Origin of the sequence: Prevotella sp. 10(H) (genome assembly GCF_000711235.1) — a bacterium.
GTDB lineage: Bacteria > Bacteroidota > Bacteroidia > Bacteroidales > Dysgonomonadaceae > Dysgonomonas.
In genome coordinates this window covers 573,776-592,949 of sequence record NZ_JOMI01000001.1, presented here as the reverse complement: position 1 = coordinate 592,949, position 19,174 = coordinate 573,776, and the positions used below count along the sequence as shown (strand labels likewise).

Below are 19,174 nucleotides of genomic sequence, written 5' to 3'. Positions count from 1 at the left end.
GGTATCTTGTTTTGTTATTGATATTAGCTTTTGGTTTTTCAATTTTTTAATAGTTTATATAGGGTTAGCTTTCTCAAAATCCATTACTTGTACTTTATGGTCACCTCCTTTCCTTCTATGTTATATTCCATTGGTGATAGTTTACCTACCAGACTCAGTATGCGGTCCAACGGTTCGTTTGTAATTACAAGGTTATATAATCTGTTATTCGGGTCACTGTTTTTAAGGTCGATATCTACTCTGTACCAAGCACTGAGTTTCTTGAATAGTTCTTCGGCATTAAGGTCGCGTATTACCAGTTCAGGTTTTGTCCACAGAGAAACGTCCGTCATATTTTTTTCGAGGATATTATAATGACGTGTCTGCTTATCGTATATTACGGTCTGTCCCGGTTTCAGTTTGAAGAGATCTTTATCGTTATCCACGATTCCTATACTGCCTTCCAGCAGGTCGATTTCGATTGTATCGTCCGACTCATAAGTGGAAACATTAAAGGAAGTACCGTATACAACTATATCGAAAAAGCTGGTTTTTACCTTAAATTTATTTTTAAGATCCTTTGCGATCTCAAAATATGCTTCCCCGTCGAGTAAAACTTCCCTTGGATTGTACGATCCGTATAATAATTTACTGGCGCTGTTGAGCCACACTTTACTTCCGTCTGCCAGTTCCATATAGCCTTTATTTCCTTTCGATACGGCAAAAGTTAGTTTGGTATCTTCGGTATTAAAGTCTCCGGTAAGGAAATATGTTCCGGCAATACCCAGTATCAACGGTATGGCAATTATAGCGGCATATTTTAGTATCTTTTGGGATAAAGTGTATTTTATAGTGTTTCTTAGCCCGATGCGTCTGCTTAGTTCAAGGAAGTTTTCGCGGATTTCTCTTTTGGTGAACGTATTGTCTGCATTTACCTGATCGAGGCTATCGGGAAGTAAAGCTGTGAGCGATTCGTCCAGCTCATTTGTATTCGCCTTTTCAAATAAATCGAGTAGTTCATCTTCGGTGTAATTTTCCGACATGAATTTCTTCAATAGTTCCGCAGTCTTTTCGTTTTCGTTTTTCATCGGTTTGTTATCTATTTATTAAGACGTATAATATAGAGAAAACTATTATTGCTCATTCAATTATTTTTAATAAATATATTAATTTTTATTTTATTGTGTTATAATTAATTGATATTTAGCGTTTTATTTCATTGATTCTATATCAGATTTTTTCTCTGTTTTTTTCTTAACAATATGAAGAAATAAATTTGATAGCCGTTTTCTTTGATATTTTGTTTAATTTAGTGTAATTTGTTTCATTAAACATTGAGGAGATTGGATAAGAACGACGATAGTAAGCTGGTTGACTTATTCTTTACTAATGAAGAACTTGCCTTAAAGCTGATTTATGAAAAGTATTTTTCATTGATCTATGCTTTTATTGGCAAGGAATGCCGTTCGGTAGAGGATACGAAAGACCTGACTCAGGATGTATTCCTCAAACTATGGAAGACCCGCCATAACCTCTCGAATGTAGACTCCCTCAAAAACTACCTCTTTATTATTGCCCGCAATACTTTTATCGACTATGTGAGGCGGAAAATAAACCAGCGCATATTCGAAGAGCTTACCAATTACAGCCATATCGAACTCACCGATTATGACGCGGACGACAAAGACCTGCTGAATGAACTGATGAAATATTCGCAGGAAATGCCCGAAAAGCGTCTCGAAGTATTTAAGCTGAGGTGGGTGGAAGGAAAGTCGCGTAAGGAAATAGCCGAACAAATGGGTATCTCTATTGTCACGGTGGATATACATATACGCAAAGCCCTTGAATTCCTAAAGAAGAAGATAAAAGACAATGCTTTGCTGATTGTTCTCTTACTGTTTGTCTAGCTGCATTATATATACTGAAGAAAAGAGGAGTAGGAGAGTATCTCCACATTCTTGCCCTCTATACTTATCAGTCCTTCATCCGTCATCTTCTTAATCTCATTTGCCAAGGCAGGCCTTGTGACCCCCAGATATTCTGCAAGCTGTGTCTGGTTATGTTCCATTACAGACAATGATTCGCTCTGCTTATGATCAAGGACGTAGCGTACAAAACGGCTCCTTATACTTTTGTGCGACAATATCTTCAGTCGCTTTACAGTGCAGGCATTACAGTTGCCTGTCAGGCGCAGGAAATTCTTCAGCAGTTCCGGTTCGGAGCTTATTATCCTGAAAATAGATTCTCTGGTAGCTTTCATCAGGATGCCGTCTTCTACAACAGTAAAGGTAGCAGGGAATATATTATTGCCGTCGAACAGATGAGGCGTACCGAACGACCGCGGGGCTACAATATTCTCTACCTTTACATTATTGGCCGATGCATCGATAATATTTACTTCCAGATTGCCTTCCAGCAAAATATGCAAATGATTGCACACACTGTTCTGATGTATTATTATCTCGCCTTTCTTTATACGGGTGACGGTATATTCCAACTTATCGAACATGCTCTTTTTGAATTCCTCGCTCACTCCTCTGAATAAGGGAATCTTATTAATGATGTTCTTTTGCTGATCGGTCAGTTGTATATTCTCCATAGGAACAGATTAAAACGCTATCAAAGTTATATTTATCTGTCCACATATGAAAGGGCGAAGATTATTTTATTTCCTCACTTTTACGAATACACATGTATACTGCCCTGTGCCGCAGGTAGATAATTTACACCTATCCATGTTATCATCAACAGGATAAATGCAACAGGCAGCATCCACAGCACAAACCTCGGATGATACTTCTGCAGGCGCATATGTATATATATAAGATAAGCGGCCGATGTGATAAACGCCCAAGTCTCCTTCGGATCCCACGACCAGTAATGCCCCCACGCTTCCTTTGCCCATACGGCGCCCATCAGCATACCCAGTATGAGGAAGCCGAATCCGATGTATACAACGTTGTCCATCAGTCGGTACAGGTTTTCATCAGGTTTGTTTTTCTTTACATTCACAAGCTGGATAATAGCGGCTATCGTTGCCGCGCCCAGCATCGCATACGAAAGGATGTAAACCGTAACGTGCGGTACAAACCAGTAGCTTTGCAAGGCAGGCATCAGGTTGGTAGAATGTATCTCGGGTTTGAAAATATTGATGCATACAAATACGCAGGCTACAAGCGACGAGAACGAAAGGAGCCAATTGTATTTCCAGTGCCTGTACGTAATATAGCCTACGGTAGCAAGGAAGAACGAATACCACAGCCGCGTTTCGCCGATAGTGCGCAACGGCGGGCGTTCCTGACCAATCCAAAGGCCGACTATAAAGGCGGCGAAAATGACTATGCCTGCCATCATCAATCCTTCCGTTACTAATGCCTTTTTACATTTATAAACCAGCACTCCTGCGCTTATCCAGCATATCATTGCCGGTATGGCAAACCAAAGAAATTCATCCCAAGTCATCTTCTTTCTTATTTTTTCTGTTTCCCGACCATAACAAACAAACCGACCCGATAGCAAGCAGAGCTATACCCGCATAGGCAGGATAAAGCCATGGGTCGTATACCAGTTCCATACTACTGTATGCCGACATCCGCCCCGCCTGATTGTCGTACCCGTACTGGTAAATAGTCCAGCTGCCGATACGCAGTGGCTTATTCACTTCCAATATGGTTTCGGTTTCATTGCCGTCTTCCATAAATACTTTTATGTCCGACAGGAACCTTTTCGGCTCGGGTTGCGTCATAACAATACAATACTGCGAATCTAGGGGCAACGTCATATATAACTGTGCCTTGTTTCCCCCGCATACCCAGCCTTCGCGGATATCTCCTGTCGCAATGTTCTTAGCCAAAACCTTAGCCGCAGGGCTTGAGCCGGGCATCGGTACTTCCTGATAAGTACTGTCGCTATTACGTATAGCCTGATGAATATATTCTTTCAGTTCTATATCCCAGCCGTTCAGACGACCTTCACGACGCTTTTCATCTATTTGATAATAATCGGGTTTCGACATAGGTTGCGGTTCGCCCGATTCCCTGTCGATAACAGTCAGTTTCGGAGCATATTCCTCCATATCGAAATCGTTGAGCTGTATGGCAATCGACAGTTCCAGCACATCCTTGTTTTCGCTGTACACGCGCCATTCTACTTCGCCTTCCTGCACATGCATCACGTATCTTTTCATGTCGGCAGCACCGAGTCCGGCGGCAAAAAGTAACACCCAAAGTCCGATATGATTGAAATAAAATGCATAATCCTGTTTGCGGAAAGCCTGAAGCCGCCTTATAATCAATGCACCGAGCGAAAAAAGTAACAAAAGATACATCAATACGAAGGGCCATGAACTTGTTACCTGACGAAAACCGAGTATGGTAAAGATATCGCTGTCGTGCGGATTGATTCGTACTACTTGCGGTGTTAATCCCATTATAAGTGAGAGAACCATTATCGCGCCTATCAACGTCACCGAAAACGGTACGCCCGACAGCCACTTATACAGGAAGCTTTTGCGGGCAAAAGAGAACAGTATAAGCAAAAGTATGATAATCCCTCCTACTATCAGATTGACAGGTGCTTGCAGTAGATAGAAACTGAAATTTCCGACTAACAGCTGCAATATAAAGCCTATAAGTATAATTCCCCCTACAAAGGCAATACTTTCCCTGTATCGCCACGGAAACTGCCACATTCTGCGCTTGGTTTTCTCCATTCTTTTTTAGTTACAAGTTACAGGTTACGAGTTACAATCAGTTATTAAAAAAGTAACGAAACTAACAGAAATCAATGTGCCAATGAGTAAATATTTCAATGTGCCAATGGCGCAAACAACAAATAATAACTTATACTTCATTAATCACATTTATTAACTATATATTGTTAAAAGGTAACAAAAGTAACGCATTTTACCTATTTTCAATTTTGTTACTATTTCCATCTAAAAGTTATTAATTATTCATTGTTCATTATTAATTAATTCCTCTGTATAGATAAATTAAAACGGTTGCCTTAACGAAGAAAGAAGTGCCTTGAGATATTTCCGACACTTCTTTTTCACATTATTACCGCTTAAATATTAGCTGTCAGTTTTCCTTCTTCTTTCGCTTTTTTTATCCATTCGGGAACAACCGTTTTTATCCAGTTTTCCTTCTTTTCTTTCAGTGTTTTCATATCCAGACCGATGTATGCTTGCGCTTTATCTTTTGTAGAAATATCAGGTAGCTGCACGTCATTCACACCATGTTTGAAAAGTACCTTCTGAAGTTCCAGCTGTGCCAGTAACGATTTGTCGAGGCTGTGCGCCAGTATTCGTTGTGTTTCTACCGGAGCGTGGAAAGATGCACCATGCGATGCCACTGCAAAATCCCAGCGCCATTGTGCCTGACGAAGCAGTTTCAGAGAAGCCGCCATTTCACTTTCGTTAGCACCGTTATCCCATGCTGTTTTTGCCATGATATGTGCTTTAGACAATTCCTTTTCTATGCGGTCGCGTATTTCAAGCGCTTTGTCCTGATACTGATACACATAGTTTTTCAGGTTTTCTTCCGTATCGCGGTGGCAAGTCTGGCAGGTGTTCGACACATTTGCCAGCGGGCTCATTATCTGATGATTCGAATATTTGATGCCACCTTCCGACATGTAAGGCATGTGGCAGTCGGCACAACCCAGTCCGCGCTGTGAGTGAGGCCCAAGCAGGAATATTTCATAGTCGGGATGCTGCGCTTTCAGCATCGGAGCCTTGCTTAATGCATGCGTCCAGTCTGAGAACTGCGCATTATCATAATATTCTTCCATAGTTTCTACCGTCATACCTCCGTCCCAAGGGAATGTGAGGTATTTATCGTCACCTTTGAAATAATATTCAACATGGCATTGCGCACATACCAGTGAACGCATTTCCTGCGGTGTAGCCTGTGTAATGTCTTTGCCCTGACGCTGGAATGCTTCAATAAGCGCCGGACGGGTAATTGTAAGGTTCATGGTCTGCGGGTCGTGGCAGTCGGCACAACCGATAGGGTTTACTACTTCTGCACCCCATTCGCTCCATTTTGCCTTATAATAGTTTTCAATGCCTTTTTCGTGCATCAGGCGGGGTACATCGGGGCTTTTACATGTCCAGCATGTTCCCGGTTGCAGGTCGCCTTCTCCGTTCACAGGAGTGCCCGTACGCAGTGTGTTCTGCATGTCTTCTATCGCATGCATATGTCCGCGCGGTGCAGAATAGTCGCGGGAGAATGCATATCCTGCCCATAGTACCACCATTGCAGGACGGTCTTCGAGTACATCCTGAAAAACATTACCCAGATGCTTACTTTTGAAGTCCATATTCTGCGTCATTTTCCAAGTATTGTATTCGCGCGGATAGTTTATTCCCCATTCTTCGCTATGCGGGTTAATACCGGTAATCTCAATTTTCTTGTTGTTGAACAGAGTAGCTATTTCGGCACGGCGTTCGGTTACCGATGCAGCCATTAGCCCTAACAGGAATACAGCCACCATGACCACGGCAAATATTCCCCAGCCTATGATTGGCCTGCGCTTGATTGCTTCAGCTAGTTTCTTGAACATAATCTATCGTTTTTTTAGTTGTTTATTTCTTCATTCTTCTTTTCAGCCATTCGGGAACGGGCGATTTTGGTAATGGTACGATTGCGTTGGGAGAGGACGACAGGTTGCTCACTTTACTGTGCGGAACCTGTGTATGGCAATCCCAGCAAGCCTTTCCTTTTCCTTCTTTCACTTCGCAATAGTCTATCATCCCTGTTTTTACAAACTCGGTATTGAGTTCCAGATGACAGCGGATACAGTTATTCATTATCACCTCATAGCTTTCTTCGCGCGGGCGGATAACGTTCGGTTCTCCCTTTACAGTGAAAACTGCTGCATGGTACAGTCCGTCTTTTGCCTTGAATGCGTATTTGCTCAGCACATTATCCTGCGGAACATGGCAATCGTTGCATGTCGCCCATTGGGCATGCGAACTATGGTTCCACGACTGGTAGTAAGGAGTCATGATATGGCAGTTGACACAGGCCGACGGGTCGTCCGAAAGGTAGGAGTGCGCCCTCGACATATATACCGTATATCCTCCCAATCCTGCAATAAGTCCTCCCACCACGAATAAGGGCAGGATAAACTGGCTGGGTATATGGCTCAGGAGTTTTTTTATCATGGTTAATAAGTTTAGATTCAGTTTCTTTAGTTAAAATGCTACCTGCAATTGAGCTACCACTACATTTGAGTTCGGTGCATCCCATTTATTCGAATAATCGGAATAGGTATAGTTGAGCTGCACCCTGCACATAGGATAAAAATAATAATTTATTCCCAAAGTATAATCAATTGCTTCTCTGTTAATATCTTTATTGCTGTTATAATAATCTACTTTTCCCAGTACATTCAGCTTCTGGGGGATAAGATAGAATAACCCGAGGCCGTAAATCCCTTCCTTATCTATTCCGCCGTCGTTAGCATGTATCCATTCGGTACGCGCATACACCCTGTCCGATTTGTAGTCTGCACTCACATACCACCTGTCGCGTACATGGTCGGCAGATTCTGCTTCTCCGGCTTTGAAGTAGGATGCCTGCCCGAAATAGACGCCACCGCCTACTCTCAGCCCTTTAAGGGGTTGGAGCAGCAACATTCCGGCAAAATCTTTCCCGTTGTTTGTTTCTCCCGTAGTTACTCCTGTTCCCTGAAACAACCCTGCCGAATATTGCAGCAGGTTGTGTGTTGCCAGCGGAAGAAGTTCTCCTGATATCATAACGCCTGCATCGCGTCCAAAGTTGTTCTTATTGTTCTGTTTTTTCAACACATCATCGTCTCCGGCATAACCGACCAGATTGGAAATAGTACGCGAATAAGCGGCCGTTTCGAGGGTAGCCGGTACAAGCTGGCTTTCCAGCGTGAAAGGGCTTTTAAATTGCCCTACTTTCAGGTTGAATTCTTTGGCGGCTGTCCATTCTCCCCAAAACTCCTGTACAGACGGGTTTACCATTTCCAAGAGGAAACCGTAACGGAACGATTCGTTCAGTTTACCGTTGAGTGAAAGGAACAGGTTTTTTGCCTTAAAGTCGTGGTGTGTCTTATTCACATCCGAGTATTGGTACATCAGCTGTCCGTTTCCTCCGAGCTGGATATAAGGCGAATTAAATATGTTGCGTACTTTTTCTACTGTCTGGGTAGTCTTACTTTTCTTTTCTTCATTGACCGAGCTTTTAAGTTCGTCGGCTTCTGATTGGGTCAGAATATTCTTTTCAACCAGCTTTTTAATCAACTCATTTGAATCCTGTGCCGAAACCGCACCGAATAAAAAACAGAGTAATGTAAGAATAAGAAGCTTTTTCATATTATAACATATATTAGATCATAGAATTATAATACAAAATATGTGAATATTATTCAAAAAAGGTGTAATAAATATTACACTTTGAATGGATTTATTCTTAAAAAAACGGTTTCTGTATTTGGGTGAAATTAAAAAGCCTGTGTAAATGTTTTACTTACACAGGCTTGAAGATTAAAAAATCTTATAGCATCACTTCAAAACTTTAATCCTTATATTTTTAAACTTCACAGGCGAGCCATGACCGAGGAAAGCTATATGTCCTTTCTTATTGAACAGTCCCGGATGATTCCGCTTGTCAGCAGTTCCGTTCTTAGTCGCTTGCCGTATATTTCCGTCGAGGATAACCGTACCGTTGAGAATCACCTTTATATTATCACCGTTAGCGATGACTTCCTGATAATTCCATTCCCCTGTAGGTTTCAAATATCCCCGTTTGGCCGGAATAATGCCATAGACAGAGCCATGATACTGATATATAGCCAGATCGCTGTAAACCGGAGCATCATTATCCAATATCTGCAGTTCCATACCTACATAGGCGGCATCTCCCTGCATAGGGGTGCGGATACCCAGACCGTTGTTGGCGGCAGGTGTTAGTTGGAATTCGAAGCGGAAAATGAAGTTTCCGTACTCATCTTTCGTATATAGATTTCCTCCGTGCCCGTTGCTCGGATGTAGGGATATACAGCCGTTTTCGATAATGTAATCGACTGTATTTCCTGTCCAGCTATCCATATTTGTACCGTCGAACAAGATTTTATAGCCTTCGGCCTTTTCTTTTGCAGTCAGTTGGAATGGCTCGGGAATAACCATTTCATTCAGATGCTTGCGGATAGCCTGCCGTTGATAATCGGCATCGGGGTTGTCGAGTACTTCGATTACTTTGTTCAGTAGCTCTTCTACATTCTTACCTGTATATTGTTTGTTCGATAGTGCAATATTCATCACCGCGTGCGCAGCAGCCTGCTGTAGCGGTTCATTGTCGAGATATTGTCCTGCTCTGAGCATGGCAGGATAAGAGCCCGTATTACCTATCTGCGAAAGAATAGCCTTTTTCTGCGCATCGGTATGGGCTATATCCAATACGTTGCCCAATAGTGATGCCCTTTTCTCTCCCGAAAGTTCGGGATTGGAAACCAGTTGTACATATCTGTTAATGGCACGGTCGAAATATAAGATGTCGGACTTATTCTTACAGATAACCAGTAACTTATCTGCTGCATCTATATCCTTCCAGTTATATAATGCCTGAAAAGCTGCATCTTTGGCTGCACCCTCTTCCGTATTGAAACGCTCTACAATGATAGTCAGTGCTTTGGCATCGCCTGTAGCACCCAGTACCGGATAATAAAGATATTGCTTGGCTTTCGCGGTCTGGTTCATGCGTGCCAGCACGGTTTCATATTGTTTTTCTTTCGGATAGGATTGTATGGAGCGGGCGATTGCCTGTTGTACCAATGTTGTATTTTCAGGCTCTGCTGTTTCCAGAAGGGAATATAATTTATCCAAATCATTAATGGAAACAACATCTTTCAATGCTTTAAATGCTGCTGTTCTTACATCCGGAGCATCCGCATTCAACTGTTTCAGAACGATAGCTGTAGCCTCTGTATATCTGCGTTGTGCCAGTAACTCCAGTCCGGCAATTTTTCCGGCAGAATTAGCCGTAGCAATAACCGGAATAACCGCATTGGCAATACTACCGTTGACAGTCTCCAGAGCATTTTTAGCCATAGTTACCGTCTGCGGATTAGCATCATTCAGAAGATGTGCAACTGCAGCAACCGCCTGTGTACTTCCGTCTTTTGCCAGCAAGTTAGCTGCCGCCGTTTGTATATCGAAGCTGCTTCCGGTAAGCATATTAATGGCAATTGGAGTGACAAGTGGAGTAATCATCTTCCTTTTCTCCTTGTTTTCACACTCTATATTCAACCAGTTCATAATATCCGTTTGCACTTCCGGCTTTTGCTTTTTGAGATTTTTGATTACCTCCGCATACATTTTACCGTCCGCATACTCAGAAGCCAATATCAGTGCCGCCATCCTGTAATTGCGGTTGTTATCCTTGAGGGCATTCTGTAGTAATTTGCCTGCACTCTCCGGTTTAGCCTTCATCATTATTTCGAGGGCCGCCTCACGAGTCTGGGTTTGTCCTGCTTTCTGCGCTTTCTTCATCAGGCTGTTAGCCGCCTTTTCCGCCTCCTTTACCTCACCCTGAACTAAGAGCCTTTTGATAAGTGCGATATACGCCTCATTGCCACCCTCTTTGAGCATGGAGTAATTATCCCTTTCAGCCGCCTCAGCCAAGACAGGTAAAGACAACTTGGAACCCAGCTGACTGAGAGCATACAATACCACTTTCCTCTTATTGGCATCCGGCGAATCCGCCAACAGAATCAATGCATTCTCCGCCTCACTCATTTTAAGCTTGGCCATAGCCAGTATAACAGGCTGCGCAGTCTTGTCACTTGTCGCTGCATTCAAAGCATACAACAACGCCTTTCTCGATTCCGGCGTATCGATAGCCGACAAGGCCGCCGCCGCAGGTCCGCCCAATGATTCGTTATCCAGAAAAGACGAAAGCTTCTCCACCGCTTCCCCTTTTCCCATAACCTCCAGTTGACGTATAATAAAAGCTTTCACCTCCCGGTCGCTGACCATATCCAGGGCCTTGATATAAGCATTAGCCGTTACCAGCCTCTGCCCTTCCATACCTTCCGCCGATACATAGTGCGACAGCCCGCTCAAAGCATACTCCACCGCCGCATTACCATCCTGCAGGTTCATCATCTTTACCAGCTGCAATACCCCTTCCTCCCCTGTAGAGGCAAGGTCCTTCATCTGGTTGTTGTATTGTTGGGGCTGCTGGGCGGGCATCTGTGCCAGCACATCCGCTACAATGGTCTTAGCCGTCCTGTTGGCCGGGAACTGCCCGTATACCAGTGAGCAACACATCAGTACAGCCGACAGTATATATATTTTTTTCATGCTTGCTTGTATTATCTTATTCATTTCAAATCAGTAAACAGGTTAAATATTCCACGGGCTTCTGATCGGCTGGTCCAACAACCTGTTTGCCGCCTCATCGTTCTTAAACTCCAGTTTGACAGGATCAAAATGCAAGGTACGGTTCAGCCTGAGGGCTACCACTCCCATGTTGACAATAGTAGACGAACGGAAGCCGTTCTGCTCGTTCAGTGCAAAAGGCTTGCGCGTCTTCACACTCTCGATAAAGTCAGTCACCTGCTCCTCCGGTTCCGGATAAGCAGCCAGCTTCTTTTCCCAGTCCGGGATATCACAGACGAAGTTCTTGTATACATTGCCGTTCGGTCCCGATATATACGGCGTATCCGGATTGCCGTAGTCACCTCCCCAGAGGACGATCTGGCACCCGTCGTCATAAGTATATGTAATCGAACGCCATGTGCCGATCGCATCCGGATGCTGCTGCGGAGCATCCACCTCCACCTTCACAGGGCTGGTATTGTCTTTCCCCAACAGATACTGTACAGGGTCTATATAATGCTGCCCCATATCCCCTAAACCACCGCCGTCGTAATCCCAGTATCCCCGGAACGTCTGGTGTACGCGGTGGCTGTTGTAAGGCTTGTAAGGCGCAGGCCCGAGCCACATATCATAATCCAGTTCCGCCGGTACCGTTTCCGGTGCTAGGTTTTCCTTCCCCACCCAGAAAAACTTCCAGTCGAAGCCCGTATGCTTGCTTATAGTAACCTTCAGCGGCCATCCGAGCATTCCGCTCTGTACCAGTTTCTTGAGAGGTCGCACAGGCGTACCCAGCCCGTAGAAGCTGTCAGCGAATCGGAACCATGTATTCAGGCGGAACTTGACCCCGTACTGCTTTACCGCTTCCATCACTCTTTTACCCTCACCGATGGTACGTGTCATCGGTTTCTCACACCATATATCCTTGCCCGCCTTAGCCGCTTCTACGGACATGATTCCGTGCCAGTGCGGCGGAGTGGCAATATGCACGATATCCACGTTTTTGTCCAGTATCAGTTCGCGGAAGTCATGATAAGCCGCAATACGTTCGGAGACAAGCTGCCTGCCCAGTTCGAGATGCTTCTTATCCACATCGCAGACTGCTACAAGGCGGGTTCCTGCATAATTTAGGTGTCCGCGTCCCATGCCGCCTGTACCGATGATGCCTTTTGTCAGCTGGTCGCTGGGCGGTATGAACCCGTTGCCCATGACATGGCGGGGGATGATCGTAAGGGCAAGAGATCCGCCCAATGTTTTGAGGAATTTTCTTCTATTAAGACTCATGATTATAATTTTGAGGTTAACTTACTTCACAAAGACAAAGATAATCTATTAGGAATAGTATGAAGCCATTATGATAATGAAATTTCCCTATTCCTAATATAAATTACGTTAACCCGGTTTTTTAATTAATCCGGTGTTGGTACTATGAAGTTAAGCTGTAATTAGTTAATCTTTTAGGTTTCGCAGTATAAGTTCGGCATCCAGTCTCCCTTTTTCCAGAATAGCTTCCATGAGTACAGGTGCGCCGTTCTGACGTTTACTTTCGTTAGATGCTTCCATAAATGTGAATATTTCGATAGTTTCTTCCGGATCGATAGGTACTTCCTTTGTCTTGAAGAATTTAAGAATCTGATCCAGCAGAACTTTATATCCGTCGTATCCTCCTGCCTGCACTACTTTGCTGCTGCAGAATACACTGCCGCCGAAATAGTTGTGCCCTGTGCGGATGCCGCGGAATGTTCCGATTCTTCCGTCGGCCCATACGCCTGTAGTCACAGTATAATCTTTTGTTGAAGAGCGGCTAACCTGTGTGCAGCCCCTTCCCATTACTGTATAAAGTGTTTCTACACCGTGTATTCCGTACCATGTGAAATCGGCATGGCTCGGTTCGTAAGCATCGGGAGAATAACAGTCTGCACCCAGTACTTTGCCGTGCGCCCCGTTCCGTATTTCCTGATTGATAGGAGAGTAACGGAGAACGGAAGAAGAAAAGATAGGCACATTATATTTTTTAGCAAGCTTAAAAATTGCTATAGCTTCTGCCAGATTTGCGGCAACCGGCTTATCGATAAATACAGGCTTCCCCGCTTTGAAGACTTCGATTGCCTGTTCCAGATGAAGATTGCCGTCATTCGTTTCAAGGAAAACACAGTCTACCTGTTTCAGCATTTCAGCTATCGATGCGGTTATTTTTACACCATGCTTTTTAGCTTCTTCTATATAGCCCGGAATGCGTTTATAACTGCTTTCTATTGTTTTAGACCCGTAAGGATAGGCAGCCACAATTTTGAAACCTTTATATTGGTCGGGGGCATTCTCATCATTCAACAATTTTATAAATGCCGGAGAATGAGAAGTGTCCAGTCCTATTATTCCTAATTTGATGACTTGCTGAGAATAGGCAGCTATAGATATAACTGAGGCGATAAGTGCGGTAAGAATAATTCGTATTTTCATAATATCAGATTTACGTTTTTCTAATTGTTTAAACATTCAATAAAGAAGAACTGTCTTTATCCAGATACAGGATAGTATTGTCTTTCATCCGTAAAGCAGACGCAGGGCAGGCTTCGGAAATCTCTCCGTTTATTGTATTGTTAACTGCCTGTGCCTTCGTCTTGAACGGTACGATACAGAATAGATACTGAGCGAGTAGCAATGCCGGAATTGTAAGTGTCAGCGCCTCTTTAGGCACATCTTCGATTTTCCCGAAACATTTGTCGTTCACCTGCTGTTGCCTGCACATTTCGTCCAAAACTACCACTTTAACCATTTCCGTATCGTTGAAATTGGCTACATGAGGATCGTTGAATGCAATATGCCCGTTTTCTCCTATGCCCAGACATACGATGTGTGGCGGGAATTCCGTCAGCAAATCTGTATAGCGCTTACATTCTTCATCCGTCGGTTTATTGCCGTCAAGATAATAAACTTTTCGGAAAGGCAGCAACTCGAATATCTCTTTTCTGAGAAAATTACCGAACCGCTGGGGCGCATCTTCGCTCAGATTGATATATTCATCGAGATGAAACGCATTGATTCGTCCCCAGTCTATTTCCTTATACTTTACCAGTTCTTTCAGAAAGTCCGATTGTGAAGGTGCTGCGGCAAAAATCATATTGATATATTCATTCTTGGCCAGAAGCTCCTTTATCTGGTTCGATACATCCTTTGCAGCGTCGACAGACATTTCTTTAGTGGTAGTATATATTTTTACCGTGAGTTTATCCTTCTTTAAATTCATGATTGCGTGTTGTTAATTTTGAGTATAAATAATTTTACCTTTCACTATCGTTGTCTGAACTGAAATTTTCGAATCGAATATGACAATATCTGCGTCTTTACCTACCTCTAAGGAACCTTTTGCTTTGCTCACGCCAAGAACTTCGGCTGCATTCTGCGTAATCATTTTTACAGCATCGTGCAGCGGAACTTCCGCTATCTCTACCATTGTACGTACGAGCCTGTCGGCGGTAGCTACACTGCCCGCAAAAGCCGAACGGTCGGGCAGTTTAGCTACACCATCTTCTACAATCACTTTCTGGCCCTTTTCTTTACTACCCAAAATGTATTCTCCATCGGGCATCCCAGCTGCCCTCATCGAATCTGTACACAAAACAATCTTGTCGGTAGCCTTAAACTTACATACATATTGTAATAAAGCCTTTGGCAAATGAATTCCGTCGGCTATGATTTCAACACTCATATCGTCTATCATATACGCGGCTTCGATAGCACCCGCATAGCGGTAGGCATTGCGCCGTGTAACGGTAGACATGCAGGAATAGAGATGCGTTACGTGCGTAAACCCGTGTTTGTACGCTTCCACAACTTCATCATACAGCGCATCCGTATGACCCAGAGAAGCCAGTATTCCTTTCGATTTAAGCAGATCTCCTAACGCCAGCGCGCCGTCAAGTTCGGGAGCCATGCTCCAGCGAATGATATTGCCGTTGCTTTCCGCGAGGATTCTGTTATATTCTTCCGGTTCGGGATTTCGCAGATATTTAGGGTCTTGCGCTCCCCGCTGGCTATACGCGAAATAAGGTCCTTCGAGATGCAATCCTAAAAAAGCGGCGCCATTGTCGTTCTGCCCGTTCGCCTGCTTATAAACGGAGAACGTATGCAGCAACTCCTCGGTAGTGCTTGTCAGCGTAGTAGGCACGAGGCTTGTCGTTCCGTACCTTGCATGCGTGGCCGCAGCCCCGAGGTAAGCTTCCACCGTATTATCCATAAAGTCGTGACCTCCGGCACCATGCGTATGCATGTCGATAAAGCCTGCCGATACGTAATTTCCTTTTGCGTCTATTACGTTGTCGGATTCTTTATAAGCTTCGAAATTTCCTTCGCCGATTTGAGTAATAATTCCGTCGCTATATACAATAAAGCCTTTGGTCAGTATCCTGTCAGGTAGGATAAGAGCCGCATTTTTTATAATGGTTCTCATCTCAGTTTCAGTTTTAGGTGTTTGTCAGAACATCGATTATGTAATGCTCAAAATTAATCTTTTAAATTTTCAGAATAAGGAATGTAATGCGAATGACTGTTGTCATAAGGCGTCAAAATTTCATCTGCCGCATTCACAGATTGTGTTTATGAAATAGTATAGATTCGGTGCGAATTATTTATATGTGTTTTTCTCCTTTATTTTAATGTAATAAATGACTCTCGCAAAGGCGCAAAGACGCGGGATGGGTTAGTTATATTTTTTGCGACTTTGCGAGAGTTTAAATATTAATTTATTCGTTCTTATATAATTTCCGGTATTCCGCCGGCGATATGGATTTATATTTTCTGAATATACGCGATACGTTTTTATAGTCATCAAATCCCGCCTGAATGGCAGCATCGGGCAGATGCAGGTCGGTAGTAAGCAGCAACCTTATAAAATGATTGATTCGGTGGTCGAGTACACATTGATATATAGAGGTGCCTATAATGTCCTTGAATTTCTTCTCGAGTACCCTTCTCGATAGTGGTACCAGATCGACCAGATCGCTGACCGATATCTTATTGCTGTAATTATTATTTATATAATCGAGAATGAACCGGATATGCGGATCGGATACCGCATACTTATCAGTCGAAGGCCTGTTTTCGATATACAATGGCTTTACAACAATATTAAAGGCCTCGTTTATCTCATTTTTTATATACTGATCCAGCAGTTTTGCCGCCTGATATCCGCCGTTCTCCACATCGAGGACTATCGACGACAGGGTAGGAGTGGACAGGTTACATAATAAGGTGTCGTTGTCTACACCCAGAATAGCTATCTCGTCGGGAATTGAAATATTGTTTATATTGCATGTCTCCGAAATCTGCAGCGCATAGTAATCGTCGCAGGCAAACAAAGCAGTCGGCTTGGGCAGCGATTGCAGCCATTTGCCCGTATGCTCGGTGTTGTAAAGCCATTCTTTATTGTCGGGGTTCTTATTTTCCAGTATCATGCATTCGTAGCCGTGTTTTTCCACTGTTTCCTTGTATCCCTGACATCTTTCTCTCGACCATATGGCATTTTTATATCCGTAGAAAGCAAAATTGCGGTATCCTTTTCCTATATAGAACTCGGCAGCCATCACTCCCGTTTCGTAATAGTCGCCCGTAAGATTCGATATATAATCCTTCCTGTCGCGGTAATTCTGTACAATAATAGGGATATCCAGTTCCTTGAACAAATCGAAGTTCACATCGCGCAGCTGTGCGATAATAGCATCGGCCTTCCATCGTTTTGCGAAATTCACAACGCCTGTTTCTCCGTACATCATCTGGTAATACATCGGCATGCGCAGGAACGACCACGGACCGGCTTCCCTCGAATAACGGATAATTCCTTCCAGCAGACGACGGCTGTATCCGCTCGAAAAGTCAGTTAATACCAATATCTTTAGCATAGTTTATATGGATTAGTTTAGGGAATTACAATTTATGGCTAATATAGTATGTGTAATGTGAAAAATCAGCAGTCAAATCTTAAAAATAATCTAAATGAATGTTTATTCTTCGAAATTTCGAAATTTAATTTATATATTTCCGATAGAAAAATAAACCTGATGTAAGAATTGTATCACTTTAGCTACACCAAAACTATTAATGATTAAAAGTAAGCAATATTTATAAAAGAAATCGATTTTAGCAGATAGATTATAAATATAAACACACGTAATTAAAGAAATTAAATATTTATTTACAATTTCATACAGCCGGAGAAACACGCCCCCGACCTTTTATAAATAAGGTATATTATCCATATCTTGTCCGGTATCATTATCATTGGTTTTGAGTTAAAGGTATATATTATACACGAAGCAGTATGCTGTGTGGAGGATTTCTGCTTCTGTAATATAGCTTGTAGATGTTGACGTTTTTTGAGAATAGTAAGGCGTCATTTGAGTTCGGTTTTGGTTCAATTAAGAGTTTCTTTGTAATAGCTGAGCAGATTTAAATTTAACCACTATAAAAAACAATATCATGAGTACACGACGTGATTTTTTAAAGAAAGCAGTTCTTGGAACTTCAGCCCTGTCATTCGGGGGCATTTTAAACGGAGTAAGCGCCAAAAGCTACTCTAACATTCAGGGTGCAAACGACAAAATCAGGGTTGCCGCTATAGGTGTCAATTCGCGCGGGGGTGCACTGGCCGCCAACTTCGCAAAACAGCAGGGTTGCGAAATTACTTATATATGCGATGTAGACAGCCGCGCCATTGCCAAATGCTCGGAAGCGGTAGCGAAAATACAGAATAAAAAACCGAAAGGGGAAAAAGATTTACGCAAAGTCCTCGAATCGAAGGATGTGGATGCCGTTATCATAGCAACTCCCGACCACTGGCACGCTCCGGCGGCTTTGATGGCTATGCAGGCAGGCAAAGATGTATATCTGGAAAAACCTTGCAGCTACTGCCCCGAAGAAGGTGAAATACTGATAAACGGTGTGGCGAAATACAACCGCGTATTGCAGATGGGTAACCAAAGGCGTTCATGGCCGAATGTAAAAGAAGGTATACAGGCGCTGAAAGAAGGTATCATCGGTAACGTGCATTTCGGTAAAGCATGGTATACAAACAACCGTCCGTCGATAGGCATCGGTAATGAAGTTGCCGTGCCGACATGGCTCGACTGGGACTTGTGGCAGGGGCCTGCTCCGCGCGTAGCATATAAGGATAATATTGTTCACTACAACTGGCACTGGTTCTGGAGATGGGGTACAGCCGAATCTCTGAACAACGGTACACATATGGTGGATATTTTGCGTTGGGGAATGGAAGCCGAATATCCTACAATGGTTAGTTCTTCAGGCGGCCGCTATTTTTTCAAAGATGATTGGGAAACTCCGGATACACAAGTGATTAATATGGAGTTCGGTAATAACAAGTCCATGACATGGGAAGGCCGCAGTTGCAACGGACGAACAATCGAAGGTAGCAGTGTAGGCTCTATGTTCTACGGAGACAAAGGCAGCATGCTGATTACCGGAAGCGACGGTTACCGCATTTTCGATATGGATAACAAGGTTGTAAAACAACAGTACAGCAAAATCGAAATTGACCCTCGCAACCTGATGAATCCTGCCGAAAGCCTCGATGCCCTGCATATCAACAATTTCTTCGACGGCATCAGGAAGAGCTCGAAACTGAATTCCGACATCGTTTCGGGACATAAGAGCACATTAGTGATGCAGTTAGGAAATATTTCCCAGCGCCTAGGACGTTCGCTCGATATAGATTCAGCCAACGGACGCATAATGAAGGATGCGGAAGCCATGAAATACTGGACACGCGATTACCAGCCGGGATGGGAAATGAAACTGTAATATATAGACGTATAAATACCATAGAAT

General features: G+C 43.4%; 15 protein-coding genes. 2 read left to right on the top strand and 13 right to left on the bottom strand.

The annotated features are described in order from the left end of the window. Window positions 1-83: 83 nt before the first annotated feature. Entirely contained in the window at window positions 84-1,067 is a 984-nt protein-coding gene (locus K348_RS0102525; protein ID WP_029902587.1) for a FecR family protein, read from the bottom strand. Between the two features lie 255 nt (window positions 1,068-1,322). Here K348_RS0102525 and K348_RS18275 point away from each other — a divergent pair, with 255 nt between their 5' ends. Next, window positions 1,323-1,886, top strand: a complete 564-nt coding sequence (locus K348_RS18275; RefSeq protein ID WP_036930037.1) for an RNA polymerase sigma factor — start codon at window positions 1,323-1,325, stop codon at window positions 1,884-1,886. 5 nt (window positions 1,887-1,891) lie between these two features. Here K348_RS18275 and K348_RS0102515 read toward each other — a convergent pair whose 3' ends face one another. From K348_RS0102515 to K348_RS0102460, 12 genes are all read right to left on the bottom strand, one after another. Next, entirely contained in the window at window positions 1,892-2,578 is a 687-nt protein-coding gene (locus tag K348_RS0102515; protein ID WP_029902585.1) for a Crp/Fnr family transcriptional regulator, read from the bottom strand. Between the two features lie 80 nt (window positions 2,579-2,658). Then, window positions 2,659-3,441 (bottom strand): cytochrome c biogenesis protein CcsA, encoded by a 783-nt coding sequence (ccsA, locus tag K348_RS0102510; protein ID WP_029902583.1) that lies wholly within the window; start codon window positions 3,439-3,441, stop codon window positions 2,659-2,661. Next, on the bottom strand, window positions 3,428-4,690 hold the full coding sequence (locus K348_RS0102505; protein ID WP_231496726.1) for a cytochrome c biogenesis protein ResB: 1,263 nt from the start codon (window positions 4,688-4,690) through the stop codon (window positions 3,428-3,430). The genes ccsA and K348_RS0102505 overlap by 14 nt, the downstream gene beginning before the upstream one ends. Before the next feature lie 356 nt (window positions 4,691-5,046). Next, on the bottom strand, window positions 5,047-6,546 hold the full coding sequence (gene nrfA, locus K348_RS0102500; protein ID WP_029902580.1) for an ammonia-forming cytochrome c nitrite reductase: 1,500 nt from the start codon (window positions 6,544-6,546) through the stop codon (window positions 5,047-5,049). 22 nt (window positions 6,547-6,568) lie between these two features. Beyond that, on the bottom strand, window positions 6,569-7,150 hold the full coding sequence (gene nrfH / locus K348_RS0102495) for a cytochrome c nitrite reductase small subunit (protein ID WP_029902579.1): 582 nt from the start codon (window positions 7,148-7,150) through the stop codon (window positions 6,569-6,571). A 30-nt stretch (window positions 7,151-7,180) separates the two neighbouring features. Then, window positions 7,181-8,329, bottom strand: a complete 1,149-nt coding sequence (locus K348_RS0102490) for a porin (RefSeq protein WP_029902578.1) — start codon at window positions 8,327-8,329, stop codon at window positions 7,181-7,183. A gap of 189 nt (window positions 8,330-8,518) precedes the next feature. Continuing rightward, window positions 8,519-11,317 (bottom strand): DUF1080 domain-containing protein, encoded by a 2,799-nt coding sequence (locus tag K348_RS0102485; protein WP_029902577.1) that lies wholly within the window; start codon window positions 11,315-11,317, stop codon window positions 8,519-8,521. A 42-nt stretch (window positions 11,318-11,359) separates the two neighbouring features. After that, window positions 11,360-12,616: a Gfo/Idh/MocA family oxidoreductase gene (locus K348_RS0102480; protein ID WP_029902575.1), complete on the bottom strand. Its 1,257-nt coding sequence runs from the start codon at window positions 12,614-12,616 to the stop codon at window positions 11,360-11,362. A 165-nt stretch (window positions 12,617-12,781) separates the two neighbouring features. After that, window positions 12,782-13,792: a Gfo/Idh/MocA family protein gene (locus K348_RS0102475; RefSeq protein WP_029902573.1), complete on the bottom strand. Its 1,011-nt coding sequence runs from the start codon at window positions 13,790-13,792 to the stop codon at window positions 12,782-12,784. A 28-nt stretch (window positions 13,793-13,820) separates the two neighbouring features. Beyond that, window positions 13,821-14,579, bottom strand: a complete 759-nt coding sequence (locus K348_RS0102470) for a glucosamine-6-phosphate deaminase (protein ID WP_029902571.1) — start codon at window positions 14,577-14,579, stop codon at window positions 13,821-13,823. Between the two features lie 12 nt (window positions 14,580-14,591). Further along, on the bottom strand, window positions 14,592-15,782 hold the full coding sequence (gene nagA / locus K348_RS0102465) for an N-acetylglucosamine-6-phosphate deacetylase (RefSeq protein ID WP_029902569.1): 1,191 nt from the start codon (window positions 15,780-15,782) through the stop codon (window positions 14,592-14,594). A 292-nt stretch (window positions 15,783-16,074) separates the two neighbouring features. Then, a complete protein-coding gene (locus K348_RS0102460) occupies window positions 16,075-17,229 on the bottom strand; it encodes a DNA-binding transcriptional regulator (protein WP_029902567.1) in 1,155 nt (384 codons plus the stop codon). A 577-nt stretch (window positions 17,230-17,806) separates the two neighbouring features. Here K348_RS0102460 and K348_RS0102455 point away from each other — a divergent pair. Next, the gene (locus tag K348_RS0102455; protein WP_029902566.1) at window positions 17,807-19,147 is read left to right on the top strand and encodes a Gfo/Idh/MocA family protein; all 1,341 of its coding nucleotides are present in this window, start codon (window positions 17,807-17,809) and stop codon (window positions 19,145-19,147) included. Window positions 19,148-19,174: the final 27 nt, after the last annotated feature.

What these genes read in the sequence shown, in the direction of transcription:
- K348_RS0102460 (WP_029902567.1), bottom strand. Translation starts at nt 17,229, where the DNA reads ATGCTAAAGATATTGGTATTAACTGACTTTTCGAGCGGATACAGCCGT.
- K348_RS0102475 (WP_029902573.1), bottom strand. Translation starts at nt 13,792, where the DNA reads ATGAAAATACGAATTATTCTTACCGCACTTATCGCCTCAGTTATATCT.
- K348_RS0102515 (WP_029902585.1), bottom strand. Translation starts at nt 2,578, where the DNA reads ATGGAGAATATACAACTGACCGATCAGCAAAAGAACATCATTAATAAG.
- K348_RS0102455 (WP_029902566.1), top strand. Translation starts at nt 17,807, where the DNA reads ATGAGTACACGACGTGATTTTTTAAAGAAAGCAGTTCTTGGAACTTCA.
- K348_RS0102505 (WP_231496726.1), bottom strand. Translation starts at nt 4,690, where the DNA reads ATGGAGAAAACCAAGCGCAGAATGTGGCAGTTTCCGTGGCGATACAGG.
- nrfH (WP_029902579.1), bottom strand. Translation starts at nt 7,150, where the DNA reads ATGATAAAAAAACTCCTGAGCCATATACCCAGCCAGTTTATCCTGCCC.
- K348_RS0102485 (WP_029902577.1), bottom strand. Translation starts at nt 11,317, where the DNA reads ATGAAAAAAATATATATACTGTCGGCTGTACTGATGTGTTGCTCACTG.
- K348_RS0102470 (WP_029902571.1), bottom strand. Translation starts at nt 14,579, where the DNA reads ATGAATTTAAAGAAGGATAAACTCACGGTAAAAATATATACTACCACT.
- K348_RS0102490 (WP_029902578.1), bottom strand. Translation starts at nt 8,329, where the DNA reads ATGAAAAAGCTTCTTATTCTTACATTACTCTGTTTTTTATTCGGTGCG.
- ccsA (WP_029902583.1), bottom strand. Translation starts at nt 3,441, where the DNA reads ATGACTTGGGATGAATTTCTTTGGTTTGCCATACCGGCAATGATATGC.
- K348_RS0102480 (WP_029902575.1), bottom strand. Translation starts at nt 12,616, where the DNA reads ATGAGTCTTAATAGAAGAAAATTCCTCAAAACATTGGGCGGATCTCTT.
- K348_RS0102525 (WP_029902587.1), bottom strand. Translation starts at nt 1,067, where the DNA reads ATGAAAAACGAAAACGAAAAGACTGCGGAACTATTGAAGAAATTCATG.
- nrfA (WP_029902580.1), bottom strand. Translation starts at nt 6,546, where the DNA reads ATGTTCAAGAAACTAGCTGAAGCAATCAAGCGCAGGCCAATCATAGGC.
- nagA (WP_029902569.1), bottom strand. Translation starts at nt 15,782, where the DNA reads ATGAGAACCATTATAAAAAATGCGGCTCTTATCCTACCTGACAGGATA.